The organism is Streptomyces sp. NPDC054847 (assembly GCF_053610925.1).
This window is the reverse complement of the sequence record NZ_JBSGZJ010000133.1, coordinates 1-16,152: the sequence shown is the minus strand read 5'-3', so window position 1 is coordinate 16,152 and position 16,152 is coordinate 1. Positions and strand designations below refer to the sequence as shown.

Annotated in this window: 10 protein-coding genes; 7 read left to right on the top strand and 3 right to left on the bottom strand. The window is 72.3% G+C overall.

Going from position 1 to position 16,152, the window contains the following annotated elements; genetic code table 11:
• Window positions 1-237: 237 nt before the first annotated feature.
• The 3 genes from ACWGH4_RS16050 to ACWGH4_RS16040 form a co-directional block, all read right to left on the bottom strand.
• Window positions 238-1,698, bottom strand: coding sequence for a glutamate synthase subunit beta (locus ACWGH4_RS16050; RefSeq protein WP_453460767.1), 1,461 nt, complete (start codon window positions 1,696-1,698; stop codon window positions 238-240).
• Entirely contained in the window at window positions 1,691-6,277 is a 4,587-nt protein-coding gene (gltB, locus tag ACWGH4_RS16045; RefSeq protein ID WP_453460764.1) for a glutamate synthase large subunit, read from the bottom strand. Before gltB ends, ACWGH4_RS16050 begins: the two co-directional genes overlap by 8 nt.
• 410 nt (window positions 6,278-6,687) lie before the next feature.
• Window positions 6,688-7,416 (bottom strand): VIT1/CCC1 transporter family protein, encoded by a 729-nt coding sequence (locus ACWGH4_RS16040; protein ID WP_441264351.1) that lies wholly within the window; start codon window positions 7,414-7,416, stop codon window positions 6,688-6,690.
• 215 nt (window positions 7,417-7,631) lie between these two features.
• On the opposite strand from ACWGH4_RS16040, the gene ACWGH4_RS16035 reads away from it, so the two are divergent.
• The 7 genes from ACWGH4_RS16035 to ACWGH4_RS16005 are packed head-to-tail and all read left to right on the top strand — an operon-like array spanning window position 7,632 to window position 15,921.
• Window positions 7,632-8,654 carry an ADP-ribosylglycohydrolase family protein gene (locus tag ACWGH4_RS16035; protein WP_441264350.1) on the top strand — a complete coding sequence of 341 codons (1,023 nt, stop codon included), beginning with the start codon at window positions 7,632-7,634 and terminating at the stop codon, window positions 8,652-8,654.
• Window positions 8,651-10,159 (top strand): ADP-ribosylglycohydrolase family protein, encoded by a 1,509-nt coding sequence (locus tag ACWGH4_RS16030; RefSeq protein WP_453460760.1) that lies wholly within the window; start codon window positions 8,651-8,653, stop codon window positions 10,157-10,159. Before ACWGH4_RS16035 ends, ACWGH4_RS16030 begins: the two co-directional genes overlap by 4 nt.
• Before the next feature lie 57 nt (window positions 10,160-10,216).
• Entirely contained in the window at window positions 10,217-11,416 is a 1,200-nt protein-coding gene (locus ACWGH4_RS16025; RefSeq protein ID WP_453460757.1) for an ADP-ribosylglycohydrolase family protein, read from the top strand.
• On the top strand, window positions 11,413-12,972 hold the full coding sequence (locus ACWGH4_RS16020) for an ADP-ribosylglycohydrolase family protein (RefSeq protein ID WP_453460754.1): 1,560 nt from the start codon (window positions 11,413-11,415) through the stop codon (window positions 12,970-12,972). Before ACWGH4_RS16025 ends, ACWGH4_RS16020 begins: the two co-directional genes overlap by 4 nt.
• On the top strand, window positions 12,969-13,856 hold the full coding sequence (rbsK, locus tag ACWGH4_RS16015) for a ribokinase (RefSeq protein WP_453460751.1): 888 nt from the start codon (window positions 12,969-12,971) through the stop codon (window positions 13,854-13,856). Before ACWGH4_RS16020 ends, rbsK begins: the two co-directional genes overlap by 4 nt.
• On the top strand, window positions 13,853-15,124 hold the full coding sequence (locus tag ACWGH4_RS16010; protein ID WP_453460748.1) for a CaiB/BaiF CoA transferase family protein: 1,272 nt from the start codon (window positions 13,853-13,855) through the stop codon (window positions 15,122-15,124). Before rbsK ends, ACWGH4_RS16010 begins: the two co-directional genes overlap by 4 nt.
• Window positions 15,121-15,921, top strand: a complete 801-nt coding sequence (locus ACWGH4_RS16005) for an HpcH/HpaI aldolase/citrate lyase family protein (protein WP_453460745.1) — start codon at window positions 15,121-15,123, stop codon at window positions 15,919-15,921. Before ACWGH4_RS16010 ends, ACWGH4_RS16005 begins: the two co-directional genes overlap by 4 nt.
• Window positions 15,922-16,152 lie beyond the last annotated feature (231 nt).

Genomic DNA, 16,152 nt, shown 5'->3' with positions numbered 1-16,152 from the left:
GGGCGGTACCGGGTCCGGGCGGAGCTCCCGGTTATGGAAGGGGCGGGTAGGGGAACGGCCCCGCGCAGCGGCCACCTCGCCCCCCGCACACACCACGGCGCCTGCCATGGTCCGGTCGGGGACAGGCAGGCGCCGTGTTCAGTTCCGTACGCCGTTGTACGGGACGTTTAGTGGGGCGGACCGTCAGCGCACGGTCCGCGGGCCGGGACCGGTCGGACCGACAGCCCGGTCGGGCCGTCAGACCGTCAGCGCGCGGTCCGTCGGCCGGATCGGCGCCGGCAGCGCACTCGCGCCCGTCAGGTAGCGGTCCACGCCGCGCGCCGCCGAGCGGCCCTCGGCGATCGCCCACACGATCAGCGACTGACCGCGGCCGGCGTCGCCCGCGACGAAGACACCGTCGACGTTCGTTGCGAAGTCCGCGTCACGCGCCACGTTGCCGCGCTCGTCGAGGTCGAGGCCGAACTGCTCGACCATGCCGTTGGACCGGTCGATGCCGGTGAAGCCCATCGCCAGGGTGACCAGCTGCGCCGGGATGCGGCGCTCGGTGCCGGGCTTCTGCTCCAGCTTGCCGTCCTTGAACTCCACCTCCACGAGGTGCAGTGCCTGGACGTTGCCGTCCTCGTCGCCCTCGAAGTGGGTGGTGGAGACGGAGTAGACCCGCTCGCCGCCCTCCTCGTGCGCGGAGGTGACCTTGTAGAGCATCGGGAAGGTCGGCCACGGCTGGTTGGCGTTCCGCTCCTCGCCCGGGCGCGGCATGATCTCCAGCTGGGTGACGGACGCCGCCCCCTGCCGGTGGGCGGTGCCCACGCAGTCCGCGCCGGTGTCGCCGCCGCCGATGACGACGACGTGCTTGCCCTCCGCGGTGATGGGAGGCGCCACGAAGTCGCCCTCCTGCACCTTGTTGGCGAGCGGCAGGTACTCCATGGCGAAGTGGATGCCGTTCAGTTCACGGCCCGGCACGGGCAGGTCGCGGGAGACGGTGGCACCGGCCGCGACGACGACCGCGTCGTAGCGGCGGCGCAGCGCGTCGGCCGGCATGTCCTTGCCGATCTCGACCTCGGTGCGGAACTTGGTGCCTTCCGCGCGCATCTGCTCGATGCGGCGGTTGATGTGCACCTTCTCCATCTTGAACTCGGGGATGCCGTAGCGCAGGAGCCCGCCGATGCGGTCGGCGCGCTCGTACACGACGACCGTGTGGCCGGCGCGGGTCAGCTGCTGCGCGGCCGCGAGGCCGGCCGGGCCGGAGCCGATGACGGCGACGGTCTTGCCGGAGAGGCGCTCCGGCGGCTGCGGGGTGACGTCACCGGAGTCCCACGCCTTGTCGATGATGGAGACTTCGACGTTCTTGATGGTGACGGCGGGCTGGTTGATGCCGAGCACACACGCCGCTTCACAGGGCGCCGGGCACAGACGGCCGGTGAACTCCGGGAAGTTGTTGGTGGCGTGCAGCCGCTCGGAGGCGGCGCCCCAGTCCTCGCGGTAGGCGTAGTCGTTCCACTCGGGGATGAGGTTCCCGAGCGGGCAGCCGTTGTGGCAGAACGGGATGCCGCAGTCCATGCACCGGCCGGCCTGCTTGCTGATGATCGGCAGCAGGGAGCCGGGGACGTAGACCTCGTTCCAGTCCTTGACGCGTTCCTCGACGGGGCGGGTCTCGGCGACCTCGCGCCCGGTGGTCAGGAAGCCCTTGGGGTCAGCCATTGGTCGCCGCCTCCATCATCTTCTCGGTGGTCTCCTGCTCGGAGAGACCGGCGAGCTCAGCGGCGTCCTTGGCGGCGAGCACTGCCTTGTACGTGGTCGGGATGATCTTGCTGAAGCGGTCCACGCTCACGGACCAGTCGGCGAGAAGCTTCTCGGCGACGGTCGAGCCGGTCTCCTCGAAGTGGCGGCGCACGACATCGTGCAGCCACTGCTTGTCGGTCTCGTCCAGGGCCTCGATCGCGCCGAGGTTGCCAGAGTTGACGTTGTCCCGGTCGAGGTCGATCACGTATGCGATGCCACCGGACATGCCGGCCGCGAAGTTGCGGCCCGTCTCACCGAGGACGACCGCGTGTCCGCCGGTCATGTACTCGCAGCCGTGGTCGCCCACGCCTTCGGAGACCACCAGCGCACCGGAGTTGCGGACGCAGAAGCGCTCGCCGGTCCGGCCGCGCAGGAACAGCTCGCCGCCGGTGGCGCCGTAGGCGATGGTGTTGCCGGCGATGGTCGAGTACTCGGCCAGGTGGTCGGCGCCCCGGTCGGGACGGACGATCACACGGCCGCCGGAGAGGCCCTTGCCTACGTAGTCGTTGGCGTCGCCCTCGAGGCGCAGCGTGATGCCGCGCGGCACGAACGCGCCGAAGGACTGGCCGGCGGAGCCGGTGAAGGTGATGTCGATGGTGTCGTCGGGCAGGCCCGCGCCGCCGAACTTCTTCGTCACCTCGTGGCCGAGCATGGTGCCCACGGTCCGGTTGATGTTCCGGATGGCGACCTGGCCGCGAACCGGCTGGGCGTCCTCTGCCGTGGCGGCGTTCAGCGCCTCCGCGGCGAGCTCGATGAGCTCGTTGTCGAGGGCCTTCTCCAGTCCGTGGTCCTGCTCGGCGACCTGGTGGCGCACCGCGCCGTCGGGCAGTTCGGGCACGTGGAACAGCGGCGCGAGGTCGAGGCCCTGTGCCTTCCAGTGGTCGACGGCCCGGTCGGTGTCGAGCAGTTCGGCGTGGCCGACGGCCTCCTCGATGCTGCGGAAGCCCAGCTCGGCCAGGATCTCGCGGACCTCCTGAGCGATGAACTCGAAGAAGTTGACGACGAATTCGGCCTTGCCGGAGAACCGCTCGCGCAGGACCGGGTTCTGGGTGGCGATGCCGACCGGGCAGGTGTCCAGGTGGCAGACGCGCATCATGACGCAGCCGGAGACGACGAGCGGGGCGGTCGCGAAACCGAACTCCTCGGCGCCGAGCAGCGCGGCGATGACGACGTCGCGGCCGGTCTTGAGCTGGCCGTCGGTCTGGACGACGATCCGGTCGCGCAGGCCGTTGAGCAGCAGGGTCTGCTGGGTCTCGGCGAGGCCGAGCTCCCAGGGGCCGCCCGCGTGCTTCAGGGAGGTCAGCGGGGAGGCACCCGTACCGCCGTCGTGGCCGGAGATCAGGACGACGTCCGCGTGGGCCTTGGAGACACCGGCGGCGACCGTGCCGACGCCGACCTCGGAGACCAGCTTCACATGGATGCGGGCGGCCGGGTTGGCGTTCTTGAGGTCGTGGATCAGCTGAGCCAGGTCCTCGATGGAGTAGATGTCGTGGTGCGGCGGCGGCGAGATCAGACCGACGCCCGGGGTCGAGTGCCGGGTCTTGGCGACCCACGGGTACACCTTGTGCCCCGGAAGCTGACCGCCCTCGCCGGGCTTGGCGCCCTGGGCCATCTTGATCTGGATGTCGTCGGCGTTGACCAGGTACTCGCTCGTCACGCCGAAGCGGCCGGAGGCGACCTGCTTGATCGACGAACGCCGCTCCGGGTCGTACAGACGCTCCGGGTCCTCGCCGCCCTCACCGGTGTTGGACTTGCCGCCCAGCTGGTTCATGGCGATGGCGAGGGTCTCGTGCGCCTCCTTGGAGATGGAGCCGTACGACATGGCGCCGGTGGAGAAGCGCTTGACGATCTCGGAGACGGGCTCGACCTCGTCGACGGAGATCGGCTCGCGGCCCGAGGTGCCGTCGGCGGTCTTCAGGGCGAACAGGCCGCGCAGTGTCATCAGCCGCTCGGACTGCTCGTTCACACGGTCCGTGTACTTCTTGAAGATGTCGTACCGCTTGTTGCGCGTGGCGTGCTGCAGGCGGAAGACCGTCTCCGGGTCGAAGAGGTGCGGCTCGCCCTCGCGGCGCCACTGGTACTCGCCGCCGATCTCCAGGGCGCGGTGCGTGGCGGCGATGCCGGAGGCCGGGTAGGCCTTGGCGTGCCGGGCGGCGACCTCCTTGGCGACGATGTCGAGTCCGGCGCCGCCGATCTTGGTGGCGGTGCCGTTGAAGTACTTGTCGACGAAGGCCTCGTCGAGACCGACGGCCTCGAAGACCTGCGCGCCGCGGTAGGAGGCGACCGTGGAGATGCCCATCTTGGACATGACCTTGAGGACGCCCTTGCCGAGGGCGTAGATCAGGTTCCGGATGGCCTGCTCGGGCTCGAGGCCCTCGATGAAGGTGCCGGCGCGGACCAGGTCCTCGACGGACTCCATCGCGAGGTACGGGTTGACCGCGGCGGCGCCGTAGCCGATGAGCAGGGCGACATGGTGGACCTCGCGGACGTCACCGGCCTCGACCAGCAGGCCCACCTGGGTGCGCTGCTTGGTGCGGATGAGGTGGTGGTGGACGGCGGAGGTGAGCAGCAACGACGGGATGGGCGCGTGCTCGGCGTCCGAGTGCCGGTCGGAGAGGACGATCAGGCGGGCGCCGTCCTCTATGGCCGCGTCGACCTCGCCGCAGATCGCCTCGATACGGGCGGCGAGCGCGTCGCCGCCGCCGGAGACCCGGTAGAGGCCGGCCAGGGTGGCCGCCTTCATTCCGGGCATGTCGCCGTCGGCGTTGATGTGGATGAGCTTGGCCAGCTCGTCGTTGTCGATCACCGGGAAGGGCAGCGTGACGCTGCGGCAGGACGCCGCGGTCGGCTCAAGCAGGTTGCCCTGGGGGCCGAGCGAGGAGTACAGCGAGGTGACGAGCTCCTCGCGGATGGCGTCCAGCGGCGGGTTGGTGACCTGCGCGAACAGCTGGGTGAAGTAGTCGAAGAGCAGCCGCGGGCGCTCGGAGAGGGCCGCGATCGGCGAGTCCGTGCCCATGGAGCCGAGCGGCTCGCCGCCGGTGCGGGCCATCGGCGCGAGGATGACGCGCAGCTCTTCCTCGGTGTAGCCGAAGGTCTGCTGGCGGCGGGTGACGGAGGCGTGGGTGTGGACGATGTGCTCGCGCTCGGGGAGGTCCTCGAGCTCGATCTCACCGGCCTCCAGCCACTCCTGGTAGGGGTGCTCGGCGGCGAGGGCGGACTTGATCTCGTCGTCCTCGATGATGCGGTGCTCCGCGGTGTCGACGAGGAACATCTTGCCGGGCTGCAGGCGGCCCTTGCGGACGACCTTGGCCGGGTCGATGTCGAGGACGCCGACCTCGGAGGAGAGGACGACGAGGCCGTCGTCGGTGACCCAGTAGCGGCCGGGGCGCAGACCGTTGCGGTCGAGGACCGCGCCGACCTGGACGCCGTCGGTGAAGGTCACGCAGGCGGGGCCGTCCCAGGGCTCCATCATCGTGGAGTGGTACTGGTAGAAGGCGCGCCGGGCGGGGTCCATGGAGTCGTGGTTCTCCCACGCCTCGGGGACCATCATCAGCACCGAGTGCGGCAGTGAACGGCCGCCGAGGTGGAGCAGCTCCAGGACCTCGTCGAAGGAGGCGGAGTCGGAGGCGTCCGGGGTGCAGACGGGGAAGATCCGGTCGATCTTGCCGGCGCCGGAGTTGAACAGCTTGGAGGCGAGCTGCGACTCACGGGCGCGCATCCAGTTCCGGTTGCCCTTGACCGTGTTGATCTCACCGTTGTGCGCGACGAAGCGGTACGGGTGGGCCAGCGGCCAGCTCGGGAACGTGTTCGTGGAGAACCGCGAGTGGACGAGCGCGACGGCCGTGGCGAAGCGCCGGTCGGACAGGTCCGGGAAGAAGGGCTCCAGCTGGCCGGTGGTCAGCATGCCCTTGTAGACGATGGTGCGCGCGGACAGCGACGGGAAGTAGACGCCGGCCTCGCGCTCGGCGCGCTTGCGCAGCACGAACGCCTTGCGGTCCAGCGCGATGCCCTCGCTGCTGCCGTCGCCCACGAAGAGCTGACGGAAGGCGGGCATGGTGGCGCGGGCGCCGTTGCCGAGCAGGTCGGGGGTGACGGGCACCTCACGCCAGCCGAGGACGGTGAGGCCCTCTTCGCCGGCGATCGTCTCGATCTTCGAGACGGCGGTCTCGTTGCCCTCCGCGTCGGCCGGGAGGAAGGCGATTCCGACGGCGTACGAGCCGGCCTGAGGCAGCTCGAACGCGGTGACCTCGCGCAGGAACGCGTCGGGGACCTGGAGCAGGATGCCCGCGCCGTCGCCGGAGTCGGGCTCGGAGCCGGTGGCGCCGCGGTGCTCGAGGTTCCGCAGTACGGTCAGCGCCTGCTCGACCAACTCATGGCTGGCAACACCGGTGAGGGTGGCCACGAACCCGACACCGCAGGCGTCGTGTTCGTTACGGGGGTCGTACATCCCCTGGGGGGCGGGGCGACCGTCCATGGGCGACCAGGCGTCGGAACGCATCGGCTCTCCCGTCGTCGTCGTGGCATGTGCAGTGCCGAGGGACGACGTTGGCCCTCCGCGAAATTTCGTGCAGGTTACATGATGGAGGGCTTCTCGAGAAGCGGATAGCTCATTCCAGCATGCGGACACCGCCCCTGGCGGTGAAGGTGGGTCACAACGGACAAATCAGTATCCGGAGGACTCTCGCAGAGCAGGCTTCATTGCCCACAGCGTTTTCGGCTAATGCCCGGGGATTGCGGATTCGAAACCACCGAGTAACGGCTACTTATGTCGTGCCATGCATAGTGTCTCACCCCTGGGCGCCTTCGCGGCAGGACGTACGTCACAGGGTGCGGGACGCGGGCCGGAAATGCGAACGCACCGGCTCCCACCAGGAGCCGGTGCGGTGACGAGGCCGGGCCGGGGTGGCGTCAGACGGCTGTCCCGATGAGAGTGCCGAGGGCGTACGTGAGCGCGGCGGCGGCGCCGCCGAGGGCGAGCTGGCGCACGCCGCTGAACCACCAGCTGCGGGCCGTGACCTTCGCCACCAGCGCGCCGCACGCGAACAGGCCGACCAGCGCCAGCAGCACCGCGGGCCAGAGCGTGCTCGCGCCGAGGAGGTACGGCAGCACCGGCAGAAGCGCTCCGAGCGCGAACGAACCGAACGAGGACACGGCGGCGACGAGCGGCGAGGGCAGGTCGTCCGGGTCGATGCCCAGCTCCTCGCGGGCATGGATCTCGAGGGCCTGCTCGGGGTCCTTGGACAGCTGCATCGCCACTTCGCGGGCGAGCGCCGGCTGCACGCCGCGGGCCACGTACAGGGCGGCCAGCTCTTCCATCTCGTCGACCGGATGCTTGCGCAACTCCCGGCGCTCCACGTCCAGTTCGGCCTCGACCAGCTCACGCTGGGACGCGACGGAGGTGTACTCGCCGGCCGCCATGGAGAAGGCGCCGGCGGCGAGTCCCGCGAGTCCCGCGATGACGACGGTCTGCTGCGAGACCGCCCCACCGGCCACACCGGTCATCAGCGCCAGGTTGGAGACCAGTCCGTCCATCGCACCGAACACCGCCGGACGCAGCCAGCCACCGTTCACATCGCGGTGCGTGTGGTTGTCACGGTGCGCCTCGTGCAGCGTGGCCTCGGTCTCGATGATGGACACAGCTCTCCCCTTCCTCCGGCAGCGGCCCTTCGGCCCCGCCCCCCTCGTCGTCCTCGAAGATACGCCGGATGTAAGGGGCGTACCAGCAAGGCAGGCTTTACTTACCTGGCCGGCAGACTGGGCGAAGCGGGTGACAGAAACGTTCCTCCGACTCATTGCGGGCGGCTCGTGGCACAGATCGAGGAACAAGGCTCGCGCGCGCGAAGGGGACCTTCATGGAAGTGCTGGAAGCGTCCGGCTCGGGTTCCACCGCCGCCCTGCTCGACCGGGCCCGCGGAGCACTCCTCGGCCTCGCGGTCGGCGACGCGCTCGGCGCCCCGGCCGAGAACCTGCGCCCCTCCGAGATCCGCCGCCGCTGGGGCCGCATCGAGGGTTTCGTGAGCGACGACCCGGCGGGCACCGACGACACCGAGTACGCGATCTTCTCCGGTCTGCTGCTCGCCCGCCATGGCTCCGCGCTGACCGTCGCGCATGTCGAGTCGGCGTGGCACGAGTGGATCGCGGACCTGGACGAAGGACCGTTCCGCGGGGCGGGGTTCAGCGAGCGCGGCACTCTGGAGAACCTCCGCAGGGGCCTCGCGGCCCCCATCTCCGCGCAGCACCGGCACGCGTGGAGCGACGGTCTCGCGATGCGGGCCGCCCCCTTCGGCGTCTTCGCCGCCGGCCGCCCCGCGGAAGCGGCACGGCTGGTGGCCGTCGACGGGAGCGTCAGCCACGACGGCGAGGGCATCTACGGCGGCCGGGCGGTGGCGGCGGGTGTCGCGGCGGCCATGGGCGGCGCGGGCCCGGCGGGGGTGATCGGCGCGGCGCTGTCCGTCGTCCCCATGGACTCGTGGACGGCCCGCTCCATGCGGCGCGCGGTCGTCGCCGCCGGACGGACGTACCCCGACGCCCTCTCCATGGAACGGGCGGTCCGCTCCGCAGTCGTCATCGGCGGCTACCCGTGGACGGACCTGGCTCCCGAGGCGGTGGGCCTCGCGTTCGGCGCGTTCGCCGCGGCACGGGGCGACTTCCGTACGTCGGTGCTGACAGCGGTCAACATGGGCCGCGACGCCGACACCACGGCAGCGGTCGCCGGCGCGCTGGCGGGCGCGGTGTCCGGTACCGCGGCGATCCCGGAGGAATGGGCATCGGCCATCGGCCCGGTCCGCGGCAGCTGCCTCCCCTCCATGCGGGGCTACCACGTCCTGGACATCGCCGATCTGCTCACCCCGGACGAGGGGGACGACCCGGCATGACCCCCGGCCCGGACCCCGTCCCCGACACCACGAAGCCCGGCACGTCGCCCGCCACCGAAGCCGCCGGCCGGACGCGGGACGCCGGCGACCGGATCCACATCCACGACACCCCGAAGCCCGGATCCCCGGACGACACCGGAAGCGCGAGCCGGAGGCGGAGCACCGATGTGGTCCTCGTTCACGGCACAGCGACCGGCCGCGCGGCGGCGCCACGCGCCCAGCGATACGCTCCGGCCTCCGCCCTCGGCATCCGGCCCTCGGGCGAGACGGGACACACGCGCGGCACCTCGCTCGGCACGCCGGCACCGAAGCCCGCCCGGCCCGGCGGGCGCCCGGCGCGCAGGACGGAGTACCTCGCGCCGGACGGACCGCGCCGGATCGAGGGCCTCCTGCTGGGACTCGCCGCCGGTGACGCCGCAGGATGGCCGGCCGCACGGCACCGTGCCGCCCGGATGCCCGAGTGGACCCGGCGTCTGACCCGCGAGCTCGACACCTTCGCCGAGCAGAACGCCACGACGACCCTGCCCGTCCCCATCGCGCTCAACCAGCCACCGGAGCCCCTCCGGCTGGGCCCCTCCGACGACGCCGAGTGGGCGGCGTTCGCCGCCGGGACCGTGCTCACCGCCGCAGGCCAGCTCTTCCGCGGCCTCGCCCCGGAGCGCCGCATGCGGGCCGCGATCGACGTCGCCTGGAACTCCCTCGCGGGCCAGGTCGCCGCGGCCGCAGAGCGCGCTCCCGAGGTCGAGTCCGCCGTGCTGCCGCTGCGCGCCCGTATCTCCGTGCGCGCCGGGCTCGGCAACCTGGCCACCGGTCTGCGCCCTCCCGCCACCGGCCACGACAACCCGCACTACTTCGACGACGCCGCCTGTGTGCGGGCCGCCGTGCTCGCCGTCGTCCACCCGGGCGACCCGGCCTCGGCCGCCGGGCTGGCCGAGTTCGACGCCCGGTACACACAGGACGGCGACGGGGTCCACGGGGCCCGCGCCATGGCCGCCGCCGTCGCCGCCGCGCTCGGCGGCGCGGACGTGGACGCGGCCGTCGACGCGGCGCTCGCCCAGCTCCCGGAGGCGACGGAGATCGGCCGCAACGCGCACCACGCGGTCGGGCTCGCCCGCGACGCGTCGGGCGCCTTCGAGCTGGTACCGCTGCTCGAGCACCAGATCGTCGACCATGTCTACAGCTACGGCATCGCCGCCGCGGAGACCGTGCCGGTCGCGCTCGCCGTCGCCGTCGCCGCGCGCGGCAAGGTCGCGGAGGCCGTGCCCGCGGCCGCCTGCCTCTCCCGCGTCGCCGACTCGGCGCCGGCCCTCGCGGGCGCGCTCACCGGGGCGCTCGGTGGCGGCACTTCCCTGCCCGCCACCTGGCGCGACGCCTGCCGCACCCTGGCCGGCTGTGCGCTGCCCCGTCTCGCGGGAACGGACCTCGTCGAGCTCGCCGCCCTGCTCGAAAGGGCGCTCCGCGCGCCCGGAGGGCTGCCACTGGGTGCCGTCCCGCCCACCGGGTAGCCGAAACCCCGGCGCGAGGTCCGCCGTTGCCGGCCGCCCCAGGGGGACAATTCCGACATGACGACGACCACGGCGGCGACGAAGACGGCCGCAGCAGCGGCGACGAATCCCCTCTCACTCGAAGACCGGATCACCGGCAGCCTCGTCGGCGCAGCGGTCGGCGACGCGCTGGGCGGCCCTGTCGAGGGATACACCCCCGACCAGATCGTGGAACGGCACGGCGGCCGCGTCACCGGCATCGTCGGCCCCTGGCACGGTGACGAGTGGCGCACCGCACGCCCCATCGCCCCGTACCACAAGGGTGACGGGCACATCACCGACGACACCCTGATGACGCACGCGCTGATCGGGGTGTACGCCACGGTCCGCGACCACCTCGACGCGTACGCCGTCGCCGACCACCTCGTCCCGGACCTCATCACCAACCCCCGCTGGATCCCGGAACTCGAGGCCGAGGCCATTCCCCTCCAGCGGCTCTTCCTCGCCGAGAAGTGGCTCGTCGCCCGGCTGCACTACGGGCACCACGACCCGCGGGAGGCGGGCAGCGGAAACATCGTGAACTGCGGTGCGGCGATGTACATGGCGCCGGTGGGGCTGGTCAACGCGGCCAACCCCGCGGCCGCCTACGCGGAGGCGGTCGACATCGCGGGCGCCCACCAGTCGTCCTACGGGCGGGAGGCGGCCGGAGTGTTCGCGGCCGCCGTCGCCGCCGCGTGCCTGCCGGGCGCCACCCCGGCCTCCGTCGTCGAGGCGGCGACGGCCCTGGCGAAGGACGGCACCCAGGCGGCGATCGAGTCGGTGGCCGAAGCGGCCGCGCGGCACACGGACTTCGAGTCGGCGCTGGTGCCGCTGCGGGCGGCGGTCGCGCCGTTCGACACGGTCGGCCCCGACTACCGCTCACCGTCACTGGGCGCACGCCGCCCCTCCCGCCTCCACTCCATCGAGGAGCTCCCGATCGCGCTCGGAATGCTCCTCGTCAACGACGGCGACTTCCGCCGTACGGTCCTGTCGGCCGTCAACTACGGGCGGGACTGCGACTCGATCGCGACGATGGCCGGCGCGATCGCGGGCGCCCTGAGCGGCGAGGCGGCCGTGCCGGAGGAGTGGGCCCGGCAGGTCGCGGAGGCCAGCCGTGTCGACCTGCACGCGCCGGCGGCCGAACTGGCCGCGGTCGCACGGGAGATCCACGAACGGGACACCCAGCGCCGCAGGGCCCACGAGACGGCGTTCGCCACCCTCACGGGCACGGCACGATGACGCAGACGCTGCGGCTGACCTGGGTCCAGCCGGAGGATCTGATCGGCCATGAACTGAGGCAGGCGGAGGAGGACGGCAGGGACGGATCGCCGGTCCGGGACCGCTGGCTGGCTGCGGGCGGCGCGCTCGCCCCGGAGCGTGCGGGGGCGTCGCGGGCGCCCGCGCCGGGCGCGCTGCGGGCACTGGCCGAGGAACTGCTCGGCGAACTGGCGGCCCTGCCCTGCCCGTCGACCGCCGACGAGCCCGTGTCGCTTGCCGGCATCGCGGAAGCCTGCCACCTGCCCCTGGCGGCCGAGGGCCACGGCGCGGGAGGCGGCGGAAGAGCGCGGCAGGCCCTCATGGCCGAGTCTGGCACCGGCGTCCCGGCGTCCGGGCCGCCGGCGGCGCCAGAGCCGGTGGAACCGGGAAAGCCGGTGGAGCCGTCCGATGTCGTCGGCAGCGGTACGCGAACGACCCGCGCCCGCGGCCCGGCGGACACACCCCTGCCACGGCAGGCGCACCGGCTCGGAGACGCGCTGCACGCCGCCTGGCTCGGGCGCGCCGCCGGCTGCCTGCTCGGCAAACCCGTCGAGAAGCTGCCGCTCCACGCCATCCGCGACATCGCCCGCGCCACCGGCAACTGGCCTCTCACCACCTGGTTCACCGCCAAGGGTCTGCCGCCGGAGCTCGCCGCCGCCCATCCCTGGAACCGGCGCAGCGCCGCCACCTCCCTCGCGGAGAACATCGACGGCATGCCCGAGGACGACGACCTCAACTATCCGCTCCTCGGCCTTCTTCTCCTCCAGCGCCACGGCAGGGACTTCACCACCGACGATGTCGCCAGGCTGTGGCTGGACGAGTTGCCGGCCGGGCGCACGTTCACGGCGGAGCGCATCGCGTACCGCAACCTCCTGTGCGGCATCGAGCCCTCGCTGACCGCCTCCCACCACAACCCGTTCCGTGAATGGATCGGCGCGGCCATCCGCGCGGACATCCACGGCTGGACCAACCCCGGCGCGCCCGAGGCCGCCGCCGCGCAGGCGTACCGGGACGCCTGTCTCACGCACACCGCGAACGGTGTGTACGGCGCCATGTTCACCGCCGCCGCCATCGCCGCGGCGGCCACCGGCACCGCCGATGTGCACGCGGCGATCGCCGCCGGCCTCACCGTCGTCCCGCCCCGCTCACGCTTCGCCGCCGCCGTGCGCTTCGGCGTCCGGGCGGCCGGGGAGCACGCCGACTTCGCCGACGCCGTCGACAGCGTCCACGCCGTGTACGGGGCCTACCACTGGGTGCATGTGCTGCCCAACGCCGCGCTGCTCGTCGCCGCGCTCACCCATGCCGACGGTGACTTCACCGGTTCCATCTGCCGCGCCGTGTCCGGCGGGCTCGACACCGACTCGAACGGTGCGACGGCCGGATCGCTCGCGGGCCTGCTGGCCGGACAGCCGGACGCCCTGCCCGACCGGTGGACCGCCCCGCTCAAGAACCGGCTCGCCACCTCCGTCACCGGGTTCGACGGCGTCGGCTTCGACACGCTCGCCCACCTCACGCTCAAGGAGGCACTCCGCCCATGACAGGCATCGTGGTGCTCGGCAGCACCAACATGGACCTCGTCGCCTTCGTGGCGCACGCGCCGAAACGCGGGGAGACCGTCACGGGACGCGAATTCCGCACCGTCCCCGGCGGCAAGGGCGCCAACCAGGCCGTCGCGGCGGCACGCGCCGGCGGCGAGGTCGCGATGATCGGCGCGGTCGGCTCCGACCCCTTCGGCCCCCAACTGCGGCACACCCTCGAATCGTGCGGTGTCGACATCGACCTGCTCCGGACCTCCGAATGCCCCTCCGGCACGGCGCACATCGTCGTCGACGACGAGGGCGGCAACGCCATCGTCGTCATCCCGGGCGCCAACGGCACCGTCACCGCCCTCGCCCCCGGCGAGGAAGCCCTCATCGCCACCGCGGACACCCTGCTGCTCCAGCTCGAACTCCCCCTCAGCGCCGTCCTCGACGGCGCAGAAGCAGCCCGCCGCCACGGGGTGCGGACGGTCCTCACCCCCGCCCCCGCCCAGCCGCTGCCGCCCGAACTCCTCGCCGCCACCGATCTGCTGGTGCCGAACGAGCACGAGGCCGCCACCCTCACCGGCATCGCCGACCACCGCTCCGCGGCACAGGAACTGCTGCGCCAGGTCCCGGAGGTGGTCATCACCCTGGGGTCCGCGGGCTGTCTGTACGCGGCCCGGGGCACCGAGCCGATCAGCGTCCCGGCACCTGCCGTCCACGCCGTGGACACCACCGCGGCGGGCGACACCTTCGTCGGCGCCCTGGCCGTGGCCCTCGGTGAGAAGAAGCCGATCAGGCAGTGCCTGGCCTGGGCATGCGCGGCCGCCGCCCTGTCCGTCCAGCGCCCGGGAGCGTCCTCTTCCATGCCGTACCGCTCCGAGATCGACGCCGCCTCATGAGCCCTGCGTCGTCTCCCCTTCCCTCGAATCCCCTTCCGCCGGAGGGTCACCGTCCCCCGGAAGGTCACCGTCCCCCGGAGGGTCGGCTTCCGCTGGAGGGCCTGCGAGTCCTCGACCTCGCGACCCTCTTCGCCGGCCCCCTGTGCGCCACGATGCTCGGTGACTTCGGCGCCGAGGTCATCAAGGTCGAGCACCCGACCCGCCCCGACCCGTCACGCGGCCACGGCCCGGCCAAGAACGGTGTCGGGCTGTGGTGGAAGGTCCTCGGCCGCAACAAGCGCAACGTCACCCTCGACCTGTCCTCCCCCGGAGGCCGGGAGACCCTGCTCCGTCTCGCCGCGACCGCCGATGTGGTCGTCGAGAACTTCCGCCCCGGCACGCTGGAGAAATGGGGGCTCGGCTGGGACGAACTGAGCGCGGCCAACCCCCGGCTGGTCCTCGCCCGGGTCACCGGCTTCGGACAGTTCGGCCCGTACTCACACCGCCCCGGTTTCGGCACCCTCGCGGAGGCGATGAGCGGCTTCGCCGCCGCCACCGGCGAACCGGAAGGTCCGCCGACACTCCCCCCCTTCGGCCTCGCCGACTCCGTCGCCGCCCTTGCCACCGCCTATGCCGTCATGACCGCGCTCGCCGCCCGCGCCACCACCGGCCGCGGCCAGGTCGTCGACATGGCGATCATCGAACCGATCCTGGCCGTACTCGGCCCGCAGGCGCTCTGGTACGACCAGCTCGGCTATGTCCAGCCCCGCACGGGCAACCGCTCCCGCAACAACGCGCCGCGCAACATCTACCGCACCGTGGACGGCAGTTGGCTCGCCGTCTCCACCTCCGCCCAGTCCGTCGCGGAACGCGTCATGCACCTTGTGGGCCGGCCCGAGCTCGTCGAGGAGCCGTGGTTCGCCACCGGAACCGGCCGCGCCGAACACGCAGGCGAACTCGACGACGCCGTCGGCGGCTGGATCGCCCGCCGGACACGCGACGAGGTGGTCGACGCGTTCGAGAAGGCGGAGGCGGCCGTCGCCCCCGTCTACGACATCAGCGACGTCATGCAGGATCCGCAGTACCAGGCGCTCGGGACCATCACGGACGTACCGGACCCCGAACTCGGCACGCTGCGTATGCAGAACGTCATCTTCCGGCTGTCGGAGACCCCCGGCCGTATCCGCTGGGCCGGCCGGCCGCACGGCGCGGACACCGAGGAGGTCCTGACCGAACTCGGCCTTACCCCCACCGACATCACCGCACTTCGCACCCAAGGGGCACTATGACCATCCCCCTCACCTGGCTCTACGCCCCGGGCGACCGCCCGGAGGTGGTACGCAAGGCCATCGCCTCCGAGGCCGACATCGTCATCGTCGACCTCGAGGACGCCGTCGCCCAGGGCCGCAAGCCGTACGCCCTCGACGCGACGGCCGAACTTCTGTCGTCCCCCCAGCCGCTCCCTGTCCATGTCCGCATCAACTCCCCCCATGACGTCGAGGCACTCGCCGGCCTGCCGGGTCTGAGTGCCCTGCGTATCCCCAAGGTCGCATACGCCACTGACATCCAGCAGATCGCGGCCCGCGCACCGGGCGTTCCCCTGTACCCGCTCATCGAGTCGGCGCTCGCCGTGGAGCACGCGTACGCGATCGCCACCGCGCACGACGCCGTCGCCGGCATCGCGCTCGGCGAGTCGGATCTCCGCGCCGACCTCGGTCTCCGCGGCGACGCCGGTCTCGACTGGCCCCGCACCCGTACGGTCATGGCCGCGAGGGCCGCGGGTCTCGCGCCGCCGCCACAGTCGGTCTTCCCGGACATCCTCGACCTCGACGGCCTCTACGCCTCCTGCTCCCACGGCAGGTCCCTCGGCTTCCTGGGCCGGGCGGCCATCCACCCACGCCAGCTCCCCGTCATCGAACGCGCCTTCCGCCCGACGAAGGAGGAGATCGAAGCGGCCGAGGACATCGTGAAGGCGGCAGCGTCGGACGCGGGGGCGCTGGCCCTGCCGGACGGCCGCTTCGTCGACGCGGCGGTGGTGGCGGGGGCCCGCCGGACGCTGGCGCTGGCGAGCCGCGAGGAGCTCTGAGTCGAGGGCGGGGCCGGGGGCCGGGGGCTGCTGCGGGTGCGTGCCCGCCGGGCAGGTGCCCGCTACGGATGCGTGCACGCTGTGGGTGGGTGGCCGCTGCGCGGAGCCTGTCCCCTGCCCCGCCCCTTCCCGAAACCGGGGCGAGCCCCGGGCCCCGTACCGCGCTTCGCGCGGTGTCCTCAAACGCCGGACGGGCTGAGTTTCGCTTCGCGAAATTCAGCCCGTCGGCAA

Excerpts from the sequence above, each read along its gene's own strand:
- ACWGH4_RS16050 (WP_453460767.1), bottom strand. The coding sequence starts at position 1,698 with ATGGCTGACCCCAAGGGCTTCCTGACCACCGGGCGCGAGGTCGCCGAG.
- gltB (WP_453460764.1), bottom strand. The coding sequence starts at position 6,277 with ATGCGTTCCGACGCCTGGTCGCCCATGGACGGTCGCCCCGCCCCCCAG.
- ACWGH4_RS16035 (WP_441264350.1), top strand. The coding sequence starts at position 7,632 with ATGGAAGTGCTGGAAGCGTCCGGCTCGGGTTCCACCGCCGCCCTGCTC.
- ACWGH4_RS16030 (WP_453460760.1), top strand. The coding sequence starts at position 8,651 with ATGACCCCCGGCCCGGACCCCGTCCCCGACACCACGAAGCCCGGCACG.
- ACWGH4_RS16025 (WP_453460757.1), top strand. The coding sequence starts at position 10,217 with ATGACGACGACCACGGCGGCGACGAAGACGGCCGCAGCAGCGGCGACG.
- ACWGH4_RS16020 (WP_453460754.1), top strand. The coding sequence starts at position 11,413 with ATGACGCAGACGCTGCGGCTGACCTGGGTCCAGCCGGAGGATCTGATC.
- rbsK (WP_453460751.1), top strand. The coding sequence starts at position 12,969 with ATGACAGGCATCGTGGTGCTCGGCAGCACCAACATGGACCTCGTCGCC.
- ACWGH4_RS16010 (WP_453460748.1), top strand. The coding sequence starts at position 13,853 with ATGAGCCCTGCGTCGTCTCCCCTTCCCTCGAATCCCCTTCCGCCGGAG.
- ACWGH4_RS16005 (WP_453460745.1), top strand. The coding sequence starts at position 15,121 with ATGACCATCCCCCTCACCTGGCTCTACGCCCCGGGCGACCGCCCGGAG.